The following is an 18,164-nucleotide window of genomic DNA, read 5'->3' on the forward strand; positions in this document are numbered from 1 at the left end:
ATCGACGCCTTTTGTGTGGCTTTGGGTTGGGAGTAGGGATTCGGGCCTCGCCACGTGGGGCTTATCGTTAGCGCCCGTCTGCGATTTGCTACGGAAAGGCGCGATCCTGCTGCCGCCGCACAGTGACGTGCCATAGCGGAAAGTGCTTCCATAAAATATGCATATGCCCCAAAGCTGGATTTATGAAGCGCTTAACTCATCTGGGTACCGCGTCGCTGATCCAGACCCCTACAAGGCGGGCCTTTGAAGTCAGATCTATCCAATGAGCGGGGGTCCGCCGGTAGACGGGCTATCTAGAATTGGTGGGTGAGCCAGGCATGGCGCGGTAGCTGAACAGACGCCACCAAATGACACGATAGGACCGGAAGCGGACTGGCAGCTGTCGGGTGCCAGAACTACCTGCCGTTCCAGAGACAGGCCGTACCGGGTTGATAAGCGAGGAAGCTGGTAGGATCGGTGTCAAGACACTCTCAATACAAAGCCCAGCTGGTGGATTAATTCGATATGAGGTCGGCCGCTTTGGCAGCCGCAGCAAGAACAGCGGCATTGGTGTTTCCGCTCACAATTGTGGGCATCAACGACGCGTCGATTACACGCAAGTTGTCCAAACCACGCACCTTTAGATCCGAGGTTAAAACAGCCTCCGGATCATTATCGCATCCCATCTTGCAGGTCCCAACCGGGTGATATCCTGTCTTGACCGTCCGCCTGCAGTGCGCAGCAATCGCCTCGTCACTGGTTACGTATGGTCCCGGAAAGATTTCTCGCTCGATCAGTTCGCGCATGGGTGAGGCAGAAAGAACGGAACGGGCAAACCGAAACCCGGCCATAGATAGTCGCAGGTCATCAGGATGACCAAAAATCTGCGTGTCAACCACAGGGTTTGCGAATGGATCCGCTGACGCAAGGGTCACGCTGCCGCGCGCTTTTGGTCGAAGCAGCAGAGCGTTGATGGTCACGCCGTCTCCCGGCTCAGTTCCCAGAACGTCGCGGTCGAGATAGACTGTTGGGACGCAAAACATCTGAATCGTTGGTATTTCATTGTTTCCGTCCGGATCAAAGAACGCACAGGTTTCAACGCCAGTTGTTGTAACCGGACCCGATTTGAACAGAAGATACTGCAAACCCGCTCTAAGCATGGCCAAACCTCTGTCCTGACCAAAATACCCGAATGCACCGCGCGTTGTCGCGACGACAGGAACTTCGTAGTGATCTTGTAAGTTCTTGCCTACGCCGGGGAGACTCACCAGAGTCTTGAGGCCATGACGCGCCAACTCTTCTTCAGGGCCTATGCCTGAGAGCATGAGCAGTTTCGGCGTCTGATATGCCCCGGCGGCCAGCAGAACTTCGACGTCCGCAGTCGCTGTTTTCGAATTGCCGCCCTGGACATATTCGATGCTGGTTATCCTGTTCTTTTCCATGCAAAGGCGGGTGACAGTCGCGCTCGTCTCGATTGTCAAAAGAGGATTGCCCATGACAGGTGCCAGGAACGCATCTACGGCACTGCATCGACGTCGTTTCTCCCAATCCATCGTATGCTGCATGAAACCAACGCCGAACTGGCGCAGGCCGTTGAAATCGGGATTGTAAGGAATGCCCATGCCTTGCAGTGTCTTCATGTAGGTTCGGGTCATGGGGCTTGTATGGCCAAGGTCAGAGACTTTCAAAGGTCCGCCAACACCGTGATATTCGCCGGCCAAATGATCGTTGTCTTCTTGCTGACGGAAATACGGAAGCATGTCCCTGTAGGACCACTGACCGTCATTGCCTCCCGGTTCTGCGACCGCTTCATTCCAGCGATCATAGTCCGCGGCCTGACCACGCATATAGACCATAGCATTGACAGTGCTCCCGCCACCCAGGACTTTCGCCTGTGGAACGATCGGGCCGCGTCCGCCTAACTGTGGCTGGTCCTTGGTCTTGTGCATGGTCAGGTAAGTGTCCCGGGCGAGAAACTTCATGTAGCCTGCCGGGTAGTGCATAATCTGACTGGCATTGCGTGGTCCCTGTTCAAGGATCAGCACACGCGCCTTCTGTTCTGTGACCAGACGGGCTGCAACAACACAGGCCGAACTCCCGCCCCCGACGATGACGTAGTCAAATTGCCTATTCTCAGACATTGGTTTCTCCCCGCAATCGCGCTTCGTTACCAGTCAACGACTGTGCCATCATCTATCAGCGCCGACTGTGTGATGAAGGGTTCTTGTTTGTAGGGATGCGCATCGGCTATCGCTTCGTCGACTTCTACCCCAAGCCCTGGAGCTTGTGGAATTGACCAGTAACCATCGACCAGCTTGATGGGCCCCCGGACAACTTCAGAGTACCATGACACGGCACCTGACATTTCTTCCTGAATGGTGAAATTCGGAGTCGAGACCGCGAAGTGGAGTGCTGCCGCGCCCGCAATCGGGCCGAGAGGATTGTGCGGAGCCATGCCGATCCCTGCCATTTCGCACATGGAGGCTATCTTCTTTGTCTCCAACAGTCCGCCCGTGTGGCAGATGTCGGGTTGCGCTATCTGGATTGCTCGTTCCGCGACAAGCAGCTCGAATTCTTCCCGGCCGATCAAACGTTCCCCTGTCGCAAGAGGAACGGGACAATGCTGTGACAGTTTGATCAGTCCCTTGATATCTTGAGGGGGCAGGGGTTCTTCGATGAACATGGGCCGATATGGTTGCAAGACTTTGGCGAATTGCAATGCCGCACCCCATGAACCACAACGCCCATGGAAGTCCACCATGATCTCGATATCGTCACCAACAGCTTCCCGCAGTGCCTTCATGGAATTGTCGACCTGGCGCAGTGATTGACCATCGGCCGTCATATGCACATAAGGGATGAAGACGACTTTGATCGCCCTGTATCCCTTTTCGATAACCTCGAGCGCGCGATCCACAACTTCGGCCGGCTCAAAAGAACCATAGACCGCATCCTGTTGCCCAAGTCCGAGATGCGTGTAGACCTTGACCCTGTCGCGCACCTGGCCACCCAAAAGACGCCAGACCGGAAGGTCCACCGATTTCCCAAAGATATCCCATAAGGCCATCTCGATGCCTGATACGGCCGTCATGCCGATGACGCCGAGACGCCAGAATCCCTGTTTGATAAAACGACGATAGATCCCCTCGATATTCCTTGGGTCCTGTCCGATCAACAATGGTGCAAGATCGTCGATTGCACCGACAACAGCGCGTGTCTTCCATTCCAGTGTAGCTTCGCCCCAACCGATCAAACCGTCTACATTCGTTTCAACGCGGACAAAAATCCAATTGCGCAATCCCGCGTTGACCACTTGGGTGGTGACCGAAGTAATACGGATTGTATCGCTTAGCTCGGTTATGGCCGGTATTGGCTTTTCGCTTGTCTGTATCATTTCCATTTTTCTCCGCTTAGCCAATCAATTCCGGGCGCAAACTGATTTCGCCTGACAGTGTCTCTCCTGGGTGCAGCACCTGTAAATCACCCAGCGACTTCTGGTGATGGCCGTCAGCTAGATGGCTCATCGGCTCAAAGCAGAAATAATCGCGTTGGAAATCCGGATCGAAGGTGGTGTCGGAGACGAAAATGAAAGCATGTCTGAAAAGGCTGTCCGCCTTCAATGTCAGTCGGATATTTCGCTCCGGCCAAGTAATTTGTGCATACCCGCTCCAATTTTCGAATCCATTGTTGACCCAGCGATGCGGCAGTTTGCGTGGTTGGCGAAAGTCGAGGTCACCGGGTATCTCCGCGGCTTCACCCGGGAGCCAACCATCGAGTTCCGTCCAGAAGCGCTCGGCCGGAGCTAACAATGTGGTTTCGGGCGTCATTGGAAAATAGGGGTGCCAGCCAAGGCCAAATGGCAAGGCGTGTTCTCCCTTGTTGGTAACCGACATACTGAGGGTAAGCCCACCTTTTTCCAGGCAGAACTTTTGCTCCGCTTCATAAACATAAGGAGTGTCATTGCTCCGATGCGAGAACCGCAGCGTCACCGCCCTTGGCGATGTGTCGACAATGTTCCAGGTCGACAGCCACCCTTCGCCGTGCAGATAATGTGGATCCCAATCAGTGTTCGGTTCCAGCTTGAATTCCTCGCCTACGAACGTGAATTTGTTACCTTTGACGCGGTTGCCAAAGGGAACAAGCGGGTAGCATCCGGACTGCAACGCTGTAGCGGTGTCGTCCTTCGCTTCACGTAGAAGGGCGGTCCGCTTTTCGTTTTGCAGCAACCAAAAACCAAGAACAGTTCCACCGCTGGTGGAAATGCGGGCTTCCAGATTGCCTTCTGAAAGGGTGAGGATAGGCATTTTGATACCGTCAACCCTTGTTGCGCGCGAGACTACGCTTGATTGCCTGGATATTGGCGAGCACAGCAATGACGATAATCAATCCTCTTACGACCTGCTGAAAGAATGGATTGATGCCCAGCAGCACGAGGCCATTGCCGATCAGGGTGATAACCAGGACTCCCAGAAGTGTTCCCAGCATCGAGCCTCGTCCACCCGACAGCGCGGTGCCGCCCACAACAACGGCGGCAATGACGTCAAATTCCAAACCATTGGCTGCGGTGGCGTTCCCCGAGCCGAGGCGGGAGACAAGCAGAATGCCGGAGATGGCGGCCATTGCGCCGGCGATGGCAAACAAGCCAACGCGGATTCGCGCGACATTGATGCCGCTCAGGAATGCGGCATGATCATTGCCGCCGATGGCAAACACGGAGCGGCCAAACGCGGTCTTGCGGCTGATGAAGGCAAATACTGCGAAGAAGAAAAGCATGATCACAGCTGCTGGCGGTATTCCGAGGATCGGCTGATCCAGAAGGTCGACAATATCATTGCGTCCAATTGATACGGGGAGCGCGTCAGTCAAAAAAAGCGCTGTTCCGCGCAGTGCACTCCACAGGCCAAGCGTGGCAACAAAAGACGGCACATCGAAATAAGCTCGTAATATGCCGGCGATCGAACCGAGTGCCGCACCGATCGCGATGGCAAGCAGGAAGGCCAGCGGTGTGGGTATCCCCCACTGCAAGAGATAAGCCAGTACAACGGAGATGAATGCCACCATAGGCCCGACGCTGACATCGATCTCGCCGGATATGATGATCAGTGATGCTGCCCAGGCAGCGATACCGATTGTTGCGGCATCACGCAAAATGTTGATCTGATTGTTAAATGACAGGAAGCCATTGGCCAAGCTGCCAAACACCACATAGAGCACGAGGATCGCCACGAAAAGACTGATCTCGTTCATATGATTTGAGATGCGCCAAGCGCTGCCTGCTGCGGCTTTTGTTGTCTGGATTGCCATGGTTTGCTCCGTCAATGGCCCGCGATGCAGGCTGCCATCAAGGCATCCTGATCAATGTTAGGGGCCTTAAATTCTTCATTCAGAACGCCATCGCGCAGAACGAGCGCGCGGTCACAAACAAGCGGCAGTTCCTCGATCTCGCTTGACACAAAGATGATACTGCAACCATCGGCAGCGAGTTGCCGCATGATTGCATATATCTGACCCTTTGCCTCGACGTCGACGCCCCTGGTGGGCTCGTCGAGAAGTAGAATACGGCTGTTGGCATAGACCCAGCGCCCTATAACTACTTTTTGCTGGTTGCCGCCTGAAAGGGTGCCAACCGGAGTATTGGTCTGCGCCGCTTTTATATGAAGGCGCTCCATTATCTGACGGGTGGCATCCATCATCATCCGAGCGGACAGGACACCCAGTCGGCTGACAGCGGAAAAATTGGTTGCAAGTGTATTCTCATCAACGCCAAGGAGCGGAACAATACCCTCATCCTTGCGGTTTTCCGGGGTATAACCAACGCCAAGATCAAGCATCTTTCTGTAGTGAGGAGCGCCGACATTGAGTCCGTCGACATGGATTTCTCCATTGTCCAGGCTGCGGATGCCTGTGATCGCCTGAAGCAGTTCTGTGCGTCCTGCTCCAAGCAGCCCTGCTATTCCGAGTACCTCTCCCTGCCTGAGGGCGAATGAAACGGACTTCAGTTTCGGCAAGAGCGAGACGTTTTTCACCTCGAGAACGGTCTTGTCCCTGGCGACGGAGGCGGGTGCCTGGGTCGCGGCAGACTCCGATCCGAGCATGAGCCGGACGATCTCTTTGGTGTCCGCCTTGCGCACGTCCACCGTTTCGATGATCCGTCCGTCACGCATAATCGTTGCCGTTTGCGCAATCTGCCGAATTTCATTCATGCGATGGCTGACATAGATGACGGCAATTCCTTCGGACGCGATGTTTTTTACCGCGTTCATAACTTTCTCAGCTTCCGCTGAAGCGAGGGAGCTTGTTGGTTCATCGAGAATGACAAGACGCGGCTTGCCCAGCAGAACGCGCGCGATCTCAACCAGTTGATGCTCGGCCGGGGAAAGGCTCATAACGAGCTGGCTCGGTGAAAGCGAAAGGCCAAGGCGGGCCATGGCTTCCGCAGCCTCTGCCTCCATAGCTTTGTATTGGATTATGCCGTTTTGTTTTGGCCAGCGGCCGAGAAATAAATTCTCAGCGAGCGTCATGCCGGGAACAAGGCTGAGCTCCTGGTAAACCACGCGCACGCCGTGGCCGAAGGCTTCGGCCGCACGAAGCGCACCGCTGTGAGTGAGCGGCTGGCTGCTGATGGCGACCGTTCCTGTATCCGGGTGTTTCGGCTCCGGTCAGCATCCGTATTAATGTTGACTTCCCTGCGCCATTTTTGCCGAGGAGAGCCCGGACCTCCCCGGCGCGAACAGAAAAATCGGCATTATCGAGTGCAAGAACACCTGGGTATCGCTTTGTCACACCGACGATCGAAGCGATGGGTGATTGAGCGTCGGCTGCTGTATGGTTGATTTCTGCAGGCATAATGACCCCATGCGATCTTACTAAGGGAAAACTGAATCCCAATCTTTATGGGACGCCATCGGAATGGGCTGTCAGCCACTGCTTCCCGGCATCGGCACTGGCGTAGAGATCAATATCGTAGGGTACGCGAATATCAGCTGGTTTTTTGCCGTCGATGGCGTTTATAGCCTGCGTCAGCGCAAGTTTACCTAGACCTTGGCCGGAAATATCCACCACAGCTTTGATCACCGTATTGTCGGCAAGTTCCTGGGCTATTTCTGTGGTCATATCGCCACCAAAGACCACTGTCTTTCCCGTGCGGCCCTGACTTTTAACTGCACGCGCAGCACCAAGCGTTGCGCCGCCTGCCTCACCAAAGAAGGCATCAAGTTCAGGGTTGGAGGAAAGCATTGTGCTGGCGACCGAAACGGCTTTGTCCAGGGTGGCACCTTCCTGGTTGGCAACAATTTTCGCTCCCGGAACTTTCGCCATCAGAGCTTCTTCAAACCCCTTGCGGCGCGTAACGCAAACCTCGACAAACTCGCAGTTCAGTACCGCAATTTTTGGCTCTGTCATCTTTGCTGCTATAAAATAGTCGCCTGCCGCATCCCCGAGCTTGTGACCAAACTGGAACGGGTCGCCTACTGCATAAGCGGAAACGTACTCAGCCATGTCCTTGTCATTCAGACATGTATTGTAGCAGATGACCGGGATACCCGCGTCGTGCGCACGACGGATCGAGCGATAAGAACCGTCAGCAGAAACGGGTGAGACGATGATGGCCTGAACGCCAGCAGAGATGAGCGAGTCAATGAAGGATGATTCCTTGCTGACGTCACCTTGCGCATTGGTCTCGATAATATTGAGTTTTCGCCCAGCCTCACTTGCTCCCGTCTGAATGCCTTTGCGAACACCAGCATAGAAGCCCTGTGCATCCATATAGATTGCGCCGACTTTCAGCTCTTTTTCTTGTGCAGATGCAGATACTAGCCCGCCCAAGGCGAGAATAGCTGAAAGTGCGAGCTTTGCGCTATTTTTCGGTAACATGGAAACCTCCCGGTTCAAAAATATCGGCCGACATCTGTGATGAGATCGGCGCAGCTCCTCCAGAGCAACCTTCTTCTATCTGTTGATCATATTTATTGTCAATATAAATATGATTTATTTGGCAAGTCTAGATAAAAGGAGAGTTTGTTTGCGTTATATCGTTCGATAGAGCGCGGTTGCATAAGCAGGGGGATTTTTATATCATATGATAAATGCAATAAATATGATTAAATAGGATGGCAGATGGTTGGGCGGCTTGCGGGAAAACATGCGATCATTACGGGTGCGGCACAGGGCATCGGAAAAGCCATTGCTGAAGTATTTGCCTCAGAAGGTGCCCGGCTGACCCTTATCGATGTTGACAAGCTTGGTCTTGATCAGATTTTGAGCGCGCTCCTTGATAGCGGTGCGTCCGCAACGTCCGCTGTTGCAGACATTACCGACAGCAGGCGGCTTCAGTCCATCGTCGATAAAGCTGCGAACCACGGCCGGATCGATACTGTTATAAACAATGCAGGGATTAATGTCTTTCGGGATCCGCTCAACATGACGGATGAAGATTGGGAAACTTGCATGGCGGTCGACTTGAAAGGGGCGTGGAACCTGACACGCGCCGCTCTGCCGTCATTGATTGATGGTGGTGGCGCAATCGTCAACATCGCTTCCAGTCACTCTTTTACTATTATCAAAGGCTGTTTTCCCTATCCCGTTGCAAAGCATGGGCTCATCGGCTTAACGCGTGCCATAGCGATCGAGTACGCCGATAAAGGTGTTCGCTGTAATGCTATTGCCCCTGGTTATGTTGAAACGCAAAAGGCAGTTGAATGGTGGAAGACGTTCGATGATCCTGAGGCGGCGCGGCAGAAGACGTATGATCTTCATCCGCCCAAACGCATTTGTTCACCAGTCGAGGTAGCCAAGACAGCCTTGTTTCTGGCCTCTGATGATGCGCCGTTCATTAATGGAGCAACCATACCGATCGACGGCGGCCGAAGCATTGTTTATCACGACTAGCTCGCCATCGAAGGCGGAAGAATTAAGAGGGATTGATGCAATTTAGAGATACGAAAGATGGCGTTGCAGCAGGAGGCACTTCCGGAGGCGGCGGAAAACGGCGCGTCCAGGAAGTTCTTCTGCAAAAGTTGGTCAATCAGATTGTATCTGGTGAAATCTCGGAAGGTTCGAAACTTCCTAACGAAAGCGAATTAACAGAGGAATACAATGTCAGCCGGACGTCTATCCGGGAAGCTATGCAGCACTTGCTTGCGCAAGGTATGGTCCGGTCCCGTACACGTGCAGGTACAATCGTACTGCCACGCGAAAACTGGAACTATCTCGATCCTCTGATCCTGGACGCGGCATTGCGGTACAGTGCGGATGATCGCTTTTACCTGTCATTGGTGGATGCAAGGCAGTTGCTGGAGCCTGCAGCTGCGGCTCAAGCGGCCGCAAATGCGAGCACGCGGCAATTGACAGCGATCGCCGAGGCTTTCGATGACATGGTTAACGCCAATGCGCGCGACACGGAAGAGTGGAGCAGGGCAGATCTCGATTTCCATACGGCGATTATCAACGCAAGTGGCAATTGGGTCTATCGCCAGTTCGCAACCGCAATTCGAGCCGCACTATTAGCCAGTTTTCGTCTCACCAATCGCGCCAGCCAATCTCATGACCATGCTATCATGATGCATCGCGATGTCTTGGAAGCCATCCGTATGCGCCGACCCGACGCTGCTCGTGACGCCATGGAACGCCTGATTGGCACCGCCAGAAGTGAGATCACCCACGCCCTGCATCGCAATCACGATATGTGAGATGCGGCGGCTCGACCCAGGACGGTAAGGTGGTCGGAGAACCATCATCTCCGTACGCTCTAAAGAGTGATTGTAATTTCCAGGAATCAATAGGAGTGGGTGGGAAATCGGCTTTTATCGGCATTTTCAAACGAAGGATTGCCAATGCTCTCTGAGTTTGTACCGACGATAGGATTCGAGGTTACGAAGGTTTCCGCTAGCCACGCGCTGTTTATAACTCAGCCACTCGTGATCGCGGACACCGTTGACAAGCAGCTAAAACGGTCTCTGTGAAGTGAGAATGACAATTCGTGCTTCATAACCGGACAGCCCTCCTTTCCCTATTATCGGATGACACATCACTCCTGACGGTCAGTAGGCTCGTTAGCGCTGTCAAGTATGAGACGACTGCTCGACCTTCTTTTGGAAGTCATTGCACTTCCTGATGATTGTCGCTCTCCGCCACATCCCTATTTTTGTCCAACTCACAGAGACATATCCATGGATCAGAACAGGCGGAACGCAACAGCGAGATTCCTATTCAAAAAGCCCTGGGTTATCCGCCTCGATTTGTGGCAAATCACTCAAAATACCGTTCAGATGTGTGTACATCGCATTTCCTGCTGTATCGGCATCCTTCAAGTCGATGGCGGTGACGATCTTCTCATGCTGCATTATCAAATTGCTCATTGAAGTGGGATTGCGCAGCTGCAGGTTGCAGACACGGTCCATATGCGCCTTGATATCTGCGATTGCATTCCAGGCCAGTCCGCAACCGGCACCCTCGGCAATCGCCATGTGAAACTGCTCATCTTCCCTCCGGAAGGAGTTGTGATCTCGCGCTTCCATGGCAGCTCTCTGCCGGTCAAGAATACCGTCAAGTTTTCGGCGGGTCCACGTGTCGAAGCTTTCACTGGCGCGGCGCGCGACGGCAACCTCGATCGCTTCTCGCACAAAACGGGCTTCCATCATCTGCCGCGCCGAAATCTTGACGACGACGGTTCCCCGGTTAGGTCTGATTTCGACAAGTTTGGACTTGCCAAGTGCAATCAACGCCTCCCTTACAGGTTGGCGGGATACCCCCATGCGGGTAGCAATCTCCTGTTCGGAAAGCCGCGAACCCGGTGAGAGCTCAAGGCAAATGATTGCCTCGCGCAGATCGCGTTCCACCTGCGCTGCAGTCGTTTCACCAGTGTCAATCTTCAAGGTTTCTAGGTTCATGCTCTTTGCCGTAGCCGTCTCGTTGACAATCCCGAATAACCACCATACAGTACCATACAATTAAAGGGGAACACAAGCGCGGCGCAATTGCGCCGGGCAAAATGGAGGGGCCGGGGCAAAATCTCGGTTTATTGATGACGGTACAGCCCAATTTCATACGCCCTGATTCCAGTGATCCGCGATTGCAGAATAAATCGCGTTACCAGATGCTTGTTGATGGCAAGTCCGTAGATGCATCCTCTGGAAAAACCATTGACCGGATCAGTCCGGGCCACGCCGGTGTTGTTGTCGGCACTTGGCCCGATGCTACCGCTGACGACGTCCGGTCGGCGATAAATGCAGCCCGGCTTGCCTTTGACACGGGACCTTGGCCGCGCATGTCTGGTGCCGAGCGTTCACGTTTGATGTTCAGGACATCGGAACTCATTCTTGCCCACGTGGAAGAAATCGCGTTGATCGAAAGCCTCGAGGTTGGCAAGCCAATCGCACAGGCAAGGGGCGAAATCACTTTCTGCGCGGACCTCTGGTCCTATGCGGCGGGGCAGGCTCGGGCGCTGGAAGGGCAGACGCACAACAATATAGGTGATAACCGGCTCGGTCTCGTGCTGAGGGAGCCCGTCGGCGTCGTCGGTGTCATTACACCTTGGAATTTCCCGTTCATCATTGCGTCCGAGCGGGTGCCATGGGCTATTGGCGGCGGTTGCACGGTGGTGCTTAAACCATCCGAATTCACCTCCGGTACTTCAATCCGAATGGCGGAACTGGCCCGCGAGGCCGGTATTCCAGACGGCGTTTTCAACGTTGTTACAGGCTATGGAGATCCGGCAGGTCAGGTTTTGGCTGAGGATCCGGGCACCGATATGATCGCTTTTACAGGGTCAGTCCGGGTTGGCACGAAGCTTGGTGAAATTGCGGCGCGAAGCGTTAAGCGCGTTGGTCTCGAACTTGGCGGCAAGGGACCGCAGATCGTTTTTGCCGATGCTGATCTGGAAGCTGCAGCCGACGGCATCGCCTACGGCGTTTATCACAATGCCGGCCAATGCTGCATTTCCGGAAGCAGGCTGCTTGTGCAGGAAAGTGTCAGGGATGAGCTTCTGGAGCGCCTTCTCGATATATCCCGCAAGGTGACCTTCGGCGATCCCCTGAACGAGCAGACCAAAATTGGCGCGATGATCTCTGAGGCGCATGCTGCAAAAGTGCATTCCTATGTGGAAGCAGGGCAGGCGGAGGGCGCAAAACTGTTACTGGGCGGGGTGCGTGTCGGCGAAGATTCCGGTCTCTACTATGCGCCCACGGTGTTTTCCGGTGTCACTGGCGACATGTCGATTGCGCGGGAAGAAATTTTCGGACCTGTCCTGTCGACGCTGACATTCAAGACGGCCGACGAGGCAGTCGCCATGGCAAATGCCTCGGAATATGGTCTTTCAGCCAGCGTTTGGTCAACCAATCTGGAGAATGCACTGCAAAGCATCCGCCGCATCCGGGCAGGGCGCTGCTGGATTAACAGTGTCATAGACGGCGCACCGGAATTGCCCATCGGCGGTTATAAAAAAAGCGGCTTGGGCCGCGAGCTTGGCCGTTATGGTTTTGATGAATATTCGCAGTTCAAGGGGATTCACGTGACCTTGGGCAAACCGGATCCTTGGTTCGGATAACACCGATTATCAAACTGAGGTGGAGGAGAACATCTTGACTGGCGCGATCTTTGGTCGGAGCTCGCCAGTCAAGACATGGGTCTTTCGACCCGATTGCACATCCAAAGGGAGGATACGCAAATGAAATTGACCAAAGTGAAAACCGCAATGCTTGCGGCTTGCGCAGCTATGGCCCTGACATCTACCGCAGTAGCGGCCGATGTCAAGGCAACGATGATCATCTATCTCGATCCGAGCGTCCAGTTTTTCAATCCGGTGGTTAAAGGCGCGCAGGATGCCGCTGCGCAGTTCGGCGTCGATCTGGACGTGCAATATGCCAACAATGATCCGGTCCGCCAGAATGACCTGATTGAAAGCGCCACCGTCAGTGGTGTCGATGGCATCGCCGTAGCAATTTCCAGTTCCGACGCTTTTGATTCCAGCATATGTGCTGCCGTCAAGACGGGCATCATTGTCATTGGCTTTAACAATGACGATCTTGAAGGCGGTAAGGGCAATTGCCGTCAGGCATATGTAGGAATGGACGAATTCGCTTCCGGATATGAGCTCGGCAATCGCATGATCGAGAAATTCGATCTCAAGCAGGGTGATGTCGTATTCAACCCGCGCGAAATTCCGGAAGCAAGCTTCGCGGTTGCGCGCGGCGGTGGCATTGAGAAGGCGATGAAAGAAAAAGGCATCACGGTTGAGACGGTTCGTTCAGGCCTTGATCCGGCAGAAGCACAAAACATCATTGCCCAGTTTCTGATCGCGAATCCCGGTGTCAAGGCGCTGTTCGGTACCGGCTCCGTCACTTCGACAGTCGGTGCGGGGGCTATCAAGGATGCAGGCGTGAACATTCCTTTTGGTGGTTTTGATCTCGCGGTGGAAATAGTCAACGCCGTGGAATCGGGTGCCATGTTCGCAACAATGGACCAGCAACCCTACTTGCAGGGTTATTATCCTATTGCCCAGATTGCACTTGCGAAGAAGTACGGCCTGACACCGACAGATGTCGATACGGGTCAAGGTGCCTTTCTCGATAAATCACGGATCAGTTCGGTCAAGCCGCTGATCGGCAGCTATCGCTAAGGCGTTACGCATGGAAGACCTTTCGGCCGAGCCGAAAGGTCACCGCCATCCCCCTGCAATAGAGATAAGACAGTGACCATCACCATGACCGACAGTGCCGTGCCGAAATCGCGCACCCGAAAACAATCGCTGCTGAAGCAGATCATGACTATGCCTGCGGGCGCCATCCTGTTGGTTTTCATCACCCTGCAGATCGTCTGCATCGTTGGCGCACTCGCCTATCCGGACGACTTTCGCTATCTATCGCCGCAGAATCTGACGATCCTTATGAAGGCTATACCTGTGCTGGGCTGTCTTGCGCTTGGCGCTGGCATCCTGATGATTGCAGGCGAATTCGATCTCTCAATCGGTTCTGTCTATACGTTCACGGCCATCTTGATGGCGACATTGATCGATGCCGGAGTGAGCGCATTCATTGCCGCGCCTCTTGGCATTCTCACGGGCGTTTTGATCGGCCTTCTCAACGGGACGATCACGCTTCGCTTCGGCCTGCCGTCGTTCATCGTCACACTTGGAGGCTTGCTGTTCTGGCGGGGTGCCGTCCTGCTGTACAATGGCGCAGTTCAGGTGCGGTTTGATCCGGAGCCCATCTTCACCAGCCTTTTTGCCGGAACGATCCTTGGTGTGAATGCAGCTTTCATCTGGATAATACTATTTGTGGTGGGCTTCTACCTGCTCCTGCATCGCCACAAGTTTGGCAACCACGTTTTCGCCACCGGTGGCAATCGTGCCGCTGCGACAGCTATCGGCATCAACACCGATCGCGTTAAACTCATTGCCTTTGCCATAGCTGGCGGTATGGCGGCGGTGGCGGGAATCATAGCGACCGCGCGTGTCGGCAGTGTTCAGCCGGGACAGGGTGCAGGCCTCGAGCTACAGGCGATTGCAGCCTGCGTTATTGGCGGACTTTCCTTGAGCGGCGGACGCGGCTCGATCATCGGGATCTTTCTTGGTGTCATGCTGATCCACACCATCACGGATGTGCTTCTTCTTCTGAGAGCGCCAGGCTTCTATCTCGACATGTTCATAGCAACGCTCATCGTTGTCGCCGCTGCATTCAATCATCTCATCGAACGTCGGGGGGCGGCATGATGTCCTCACCGCACTTGCTTGAACTGCATAACATCTCGAAGAGTTACGGCGCCCTGACTGCGCTCAGGGACCTGAGTTTCCATGTTGGCCACAGCGAGGTTGTCGGTCTCTTGGGCGATAACGGCGCAGGCAAATCGACGACGGTCAATCTTATTTCAGGGATACAGAAGCCGACCACTGGTCACCTGAGTATCGACGGTGAAAAGACCACATTTTCCTGCCGTTCCGACTCCGCCGATGCAGGTATTGAAACGATCTATCAGAACACTGCGCTCGTGGATTCTTTGTCAATCACGCGCAATATTTTTATGGGTCGTGAGCGCGTGAATGCATTTGGATTCCTGAAACAGACCGAGATGCGCGAAATTGCCATGGAAGTGCTGGAGAAGGCCGTCCACATTTCCGGGATCGATTCACCCGATAAACTGGTCGGTGACCTTTCCGGTGGTCAAAAGCAGGCAGTTGCCATCGCTCGCGCCGTATTCTTCAAGCGCCGCGTTCTGTTGCTCGACGAACCGACTTCGGCTTTGTCCGTGCGCGAAACGGAAGCGCTACTCGCACAGGTGCTGAAGCTCAAAGCAGAGAATGTGTCGAGCGTACTGGTGACCCATAATCTTTATCACGCTTACCAGGTCTGCGACCGTTTTGTCATCATGAGCCATGGGACCAAGGTGTTCGACGTGAAGAAGGCAGACACTACAATTAGTCAGCTAACAGAATACGTCGTGCTTACTTGACGACATTCCAACATTAAGAGGCAAGTGCCGTGACAATTTCAGTAAATGTGCGCCAGATAGTTGGCCCTGAGGATGCCGCAAGGCGGAATACACAAGGGTTGCGCGACGGATTTCTCGTGGAAGGCCTTTTTTCCGAAGGCCGCATCAATCTTACTTACAGCCATCTCGATCGGATGATCGTCTGCGGTATCGTTCCAACGAGCAAAACCCTTGTGATTGATCACGTCAAGGAAACGGGCACCAGCCAGTTCCTGGAGCGACGAGAAGCAGCTATTGTCAACATTGGAGGCGGCGGTAAAGTCATCGTTGCAAATGCTGAATATCCGCTGGCATTTCGTGATGCGCTCTATGTCGGTATGGGGCAGGGTGCAATGTCTTTCCTGAGTGACGACCCAGACAATCCAGCCGAGTTTTATCTTTTAAGCTCACCCGCACATCGTAATTGTCCGACAGTCCTTATTACGCTTGATATGGCCAAAAAGGTGCGTATGGGCTCGGCCGAGGAAGCCAATGCCCGAACGATCAACCAGTATGTACACCCGGAGGTCTGTGAAAGCTGCCAGCTATTGGTGGGACTGACAATGTTCGAGGCTGGCTCTGTGTGGAACACCATGCCGGCGCATCTGCACGATAGACGAATGGAGGTCTATCTCTATTTCGGGATGGCAGAAGCGACGCGTATCTTTCATTTTATGGGAGAGCCGCATGAAACCCGGCATCTTGTGCTCAAAAGCCATGATGCGGTTCTGTCCCCAGGCTGGTCAATCCATTCCGGCGCTGGCACTGGGCGATACTCTTTCATTTGGGCAATGGCTGGAGACAATATGAGCTTTGCCGACATGGATAAGGTGCCGATGGAAAGCTTGAGATGAACTCAACCAATTCCAGCCGTGCGCGGGCATTGTCAGTTTCGCCCGTTCGCGTGTTTGCAACATGGTCTTTCCTGTCAGTAGCAGAAGACCGGTATAAAAAGGAAGCGACAGGTGTCTGACTGCTGCTACACACTGCCTGATGATTTAAGCTGGACGGTAACAGCGCCCGGAAATCGCCGCGCCGTTCTTTCGCATCGCCCCGAGTTGATGCTTGTCGCCTTCAGCTTTGACAAGGGCGCGATTGGCGCACTTCATTCGCACCCCCATACGCAGGTTAGTTATGTGGCCAAAGGTGTGTTTGAAGTTACAATCGAGGGTGTCACTACTAAGCTGGCGTCTGGCAGCAGTTTTATCGTCGCCCCCAATCTCATTCACGGAGTAGTGGCACTTCAAGAAGGGTTGCTGATCGACACGTTCACGCCAAGACGCGACGAATTTCTGGAGGGGCCGGGATGAAGAGCCCTTTCGCACCCCTCGATCTAACGGTGGATTGTATCCACAGATCCAGTGCTACCAGGGGTACGGCGCGAAATCTCTCTTCCGCGATCGAGGCCGAATATTTGCTTACCGGCAATTGCTACGCCAGGGTGGTCTGCGAATCTGCCGAAGCAAAGTCGCTTCGCGCCCTGCTGTTGTCGAAGGCGCCGGGGCGCAGTTGCCATACATGATGTGGACGGTCAAGACGGATAATCAACCAAACGAAGGAATTGAGGGATCTCGACCTTCGCGTGCCATCCCTTATTGTCGAGCCAGATGGAAAGGTCCGCGAGAATCTGCAGTCGGGGTTTTGACGTGATTTGGCAGGCCAACATTCGACCACCGGCACGAGACGTCCGTTCTACGTCTCCTGCGAAAAGTAACGAACCGCGGGTTCAATGAGTTCGCTGTTTTCCCAAGTCGGATATTTGGCGCGGATCTCTTCTGACAGTCGTTGGTCGGGTCCATTGGCCGTCCTGACTAGTTGTCGAACGTCCTGAAAATATCCAGACACTTGCGAAATGATTTCTGGTCCTCCAAGGCTGCCGTGCCCCGGTACGACAAGGCTTGGCTCAAGCAGAAGGATATCTCTTAGCCCCAGTTCCCATCGCGCGATATCCATGTCATTTGCGGTGATCATGGGCGGAAACAGCGGTACGATTGGAAACATGCGCTCTTCAGCGAGGTCACCTGTGAAAACGATGCGTTCGCCAGGGACGAATACAATCTGGTCGCCGGGCGTATGTGCTCTACCCCATGTCCGGAATTCCACCTGTCGTCCGCCCAGGTCAAGCATGACACGTTGCTGATCATAGGTTTGATCAGGCGGCGTCAAAACAATGTTATCAAGCAGGTATTTGTGATCGGCAGGCAGGACGCTTGACCTGAAACCTTCCAGAAGCTTCTGGCCCGTTTGGCGAAGTAGTCCTTCTGCAGAGCGTTGTAATAGATTCGGCCGGCGGACTTGAACACCTGCGCGCCAAAACCGTGCTCGGGATGGGCATGCGTGACGGTGAGCACGACCTGCCGGCCGGGCGCCAGCCGCCTGGCCAACGCCAATACATCTTCAGCACTCTCTATACCGAGGCCGCAGTCGATGACGAGTACAATATCTCGGCCAACAACAATGCCGATGTTGGGCACCAGCGGGATGCGTTTGTCGAGAAGAATAAAAACCCCAGATGCCACTTCGACGGGAAAACGCGCATCGACGATGGCGCCTTCAGTTCCTGGGCAATTGCAGTCTCACTGGACGCGGCTACAGCCAAGGCACCCAACCCGGCAAGCTTGAGCATCTGGCGGCGATAAATAGGGCGGCCGGAAGAAGTTTGGTTGCTAGTCATTACATCCACCTTTTGAGATTTACACACGATGCCACGAGCATTCACGCGGCAG

18 protein-coding genes and 1 pseudogene are annotated in these 18,164 nt (G+C 54.2%); 9 read left to right on the forward strand and 10 right to left on the reverse strand.

What is annotated here, in order from left to right; translation table 11 throughout:
* Positions 1-494: 494 nt before the first annotated feature.
* From QFZ34_RS07195 to QFZ34_RS07225, 7 genes and pseudogenes are all read right to left on the reverse strand, one after another.
* A complete protein-coding gene (locus QFZ34_RS07195) occupies positions 495-2,120 on the reverse strand; it encodes a GMC family oxidoreductase (protein ID WP_307278756.1) in 1,626 nt (541 codons plus the stop codon).
* 26 nt (positions 2,121-2,146) lie between these two features.
* Positions 2,147-3,373, reverse strand: coding sequence for a galactonate dehydratase (gene dgoD / locus QFZ34_RS07200; protein WP_307278759.1), 1,227 nt, complete (start codon positions 3,371-3,373; stop codon positions 2,147-2,149).
* Positions 3,374-3,389: 16 nt separating this feature from the next.
* Positions 3,390-4,283, reverse strand: a complete 894-nt coding sequence (locus QFZ34_RS07205) for an aldose 1-epimerase (protein WP_307278762.1) — start codon at positions 4,281-4,283, stop codon at positions 3,390-3,392.
* 10 nt (positions 4,284-4,293) lie between these two features.
* Positions 4,294-5,283 (reverse strand): ABC transporter permease, encoded by a 990-nt coding sequence (locus QFZ34_RS07210; RefSeq protein WP_307278764.1) that lies wholly within the window; start codon positions 5,281-5,283, stop codon positions 4,294-4,296.
* Positions 5,284-5,294: 11 nt separating this feature from the next.
* Positions 5,295-6,242: an ATP-binding cassette domain-containing protein gene (locus tag QFZ34_RS07215; RefSeq protein ID WP_370878720.1), complete on the reverse strand. Its 948-nt coding sequence runs from the start codon at positions 6,240-6,242 to the stop codon at positions 5,295-5,297.
* A gap of 90 nt (positions 6,243-6,332) precedes the next feature.
* Positions 6,333-6,825 (reverse strand): annotated as a pseudogene (locus tag QFZ34_RS07220) (ATP-binding cassette domain-containing protein); the annotation flags it as partial.
* A 45-nt stretch (positions 6,826-6,870) separates the two neighbouring features.
* Positions 6,871-7,851, reverse strand: a complete 981-nt coding sequence (locus QFZ34_RS07225) for a substrate-binding domain-containing protein (RefSeq protein WP_307278770.1) — start codon at positions 7,849-7,851, stop codon at positions 6,871-6,873.
* Between the two features lie 243 nt (positions 7,852-8,094).
* Between QFZ34_RS07225 and QFZ34_RS07230 the strand changes: the two genes are divergently transcribed.
* Together QFZ34_RS07230 and QFZ34_RS07235 are read left to right on the forward strand one after the other, a co-directional pair.
* The gene (locus QFZ34_RS07230) at positions 8,095-8,865 is read left to right on the forward strand and encodes an SDR family oxidoreductase (protein ID WP_307278773.1); all 771 of its coding nucleotides are present in this window, start codon (positions 8,095-8,097) and stop codon (positions 8,863-8,865) included.
* Positions 8,866-8,900: 35 nt separating this feature from the next.
* The gene (locus QFZ34_RS07235) at positions 8,901-9,665 is read left to right on the forward strand and encodes a FadR/GntR family transcriptional regulator (protein ID WP_307278775.1); all 765 of its coding nucleotides are present in this window, start codon (positions 8,901-8,903) and stop codon (positions 9,663-9,665) included.
* 516 nt (positions 9,666-10,181) lie between these two features.
* Here the strand turns inward: QFZ34_RS07235 and QFZ34_RS07240 are convergent.
* Positions 10,182-10,865 (reverse strand): GntR family transcriptional regulator, encoded by a 684-nt coding sequence (locus QFZ34_RS07240; protein ID WP_307278778.1) that lies wholly within the window; start codon positions 10,863-10,865, stop codon positions 10,182-10,184.
* Between the two features lie 134 nt (positions 10,866-10,999).
* On the opposite strand from QFZ34_RS07240, the gene QFZ34_RS07245 reads away from it, so the two are divergent.
* The 7 genes from QFZ34_RS07245 (at position 11,000) to QFZ34_RS07275 (ending at position 16,748) form a co-directional block, all read left to right on the forward strand.
* Complete coding sequence (locus QFZ34_RS07245; protein WP_307278780.1) at positions 11,000-12,520, forward strand: aldehyde dehydrogenase family protein; 1,521 nt, start codon at positions 11,000-11,002, stop codon at positions 12,518-12,520.
* A gap of 120 nt (positions 12,521-12,640) precedes the next feature.
* Positions 12,641-13,591, forward strand: a complete 951-nt coding sequence (locus tag QFZ34_RS07250) for a sugar ABC transporter substrate-binding protein (protein WP_307278782.1) — start codon at positions 12,641-12,643, stop codon at positions 13,589-13,591.
* 84 nt (positions 13,592-13,675) lie between these two features.
* The gene (locus QFZ34_RS07255; RefSeq protein ID WP_370878721.1) at positions 13,676-14,683 is read left to right on the forward strand and encodes an ABC transporter permease; all 1,008 of its coding nucleotides are present in this window, start codon (positions 13,676-13,678) and stop codon (positions 14,681-14,683) included.
* Entirely contained in the window at positions 14,683-15,420 is a 738-nt protein-coding gene (locus QFZ34_RS07260) for an ATP-binding cassette domain-containing protein (protein WP_307279029.1), read from the forward strand. Before QFZ34_RS07255 ends, QFZ34_RS07260 begins: the two co-directional genes overlap by 1 nt.
* Positions 15,421-15,449: 29 nt before the next feature.
* Positions 15,450-16,292: a 5-dehydro-4-deoxy-D-glucuronate isomerase gene (gene kduI / locus QFZ34_RS07265; RefSeq protein ID WP_307278788.1), complete on the forward strand. Its 843-nt coding sequence runs from the start codon at positions 15,450-15,452 to the stop codon at positions 16,290-16,292.
* Positions 16,289-16,411: a hypothetical protein gene (locus tag QFZ34_RS07270; protein WP_307278791.1), complete on the forward strand. Its 123-nt coding sequence runs from the start codon at positions 16,289-16,291 to the stop codon at positions 16,409-16,411. The genes kduI and QFZ34_RS07270 overlap by 4 nt, the downstream gene beginning before the upstream one ends.
* Positions 16,404-16,748, forward strand: a complete 345-nt coding sequence (locus tag QFZ34_RS07275; protein ID WP_307278794.1) for a cupin domain-containing protein — start codon at positions 16,404-16,406, stop codon at positions 16,746-16,748. The genes QFZ34_RS07270 and QFZ34_RS07275 overlap by 8 nt, the downstream gene beginning before the upstream one ends.
* A gap of 382 nt (positions 16,749-17,130) precedes the next feature.
* On the opposite strand, the gene QFZ34_RS07280 is transcribed toward QFZ34_RS07275, so the two are convergent.
* Both QFZ34_RS07280 and QFZ34_RS07285 read right to left on the reverse strand, forming a co-directional pair.
* Entirely contained in the window at positions 17,131-17,604 is a 474-nt protein-coding gene (locus QFZ34_RS07280; RefSeq protein ID WP_307278798.1) for an MBL fold metallo-hydrolase, read from the reverse strand.
* A complete protein-coding gene (locus QFZ34_RS07285) occupies positions 17,601-17,957 on the reverse strand; it encodes an MBL fold metallo-hydrolase (RefSeq protein WP_307278800.1) in 357 nt (118 codons plus the stop codon). Before QFZ34_RS07285 ends, QFZ34_RS07280 begins: the two co-directional genes overlap by 4 nt.
* Between the last annotated feature and the right edge of the window lie 207 nt (positions 17,958-18,164).

The sequence above is a fragment of the Phyllobacterium ifriqiyense genome (genome assembly GCF_030817885.1).
Classification (GTDB): Bacteria; Pseudomonadota; Alphaproteobacteria; order Rhizobiales; family Rhizobiaceae; genus Phyllobacterium; species Phyllobacterium ifriqiyense.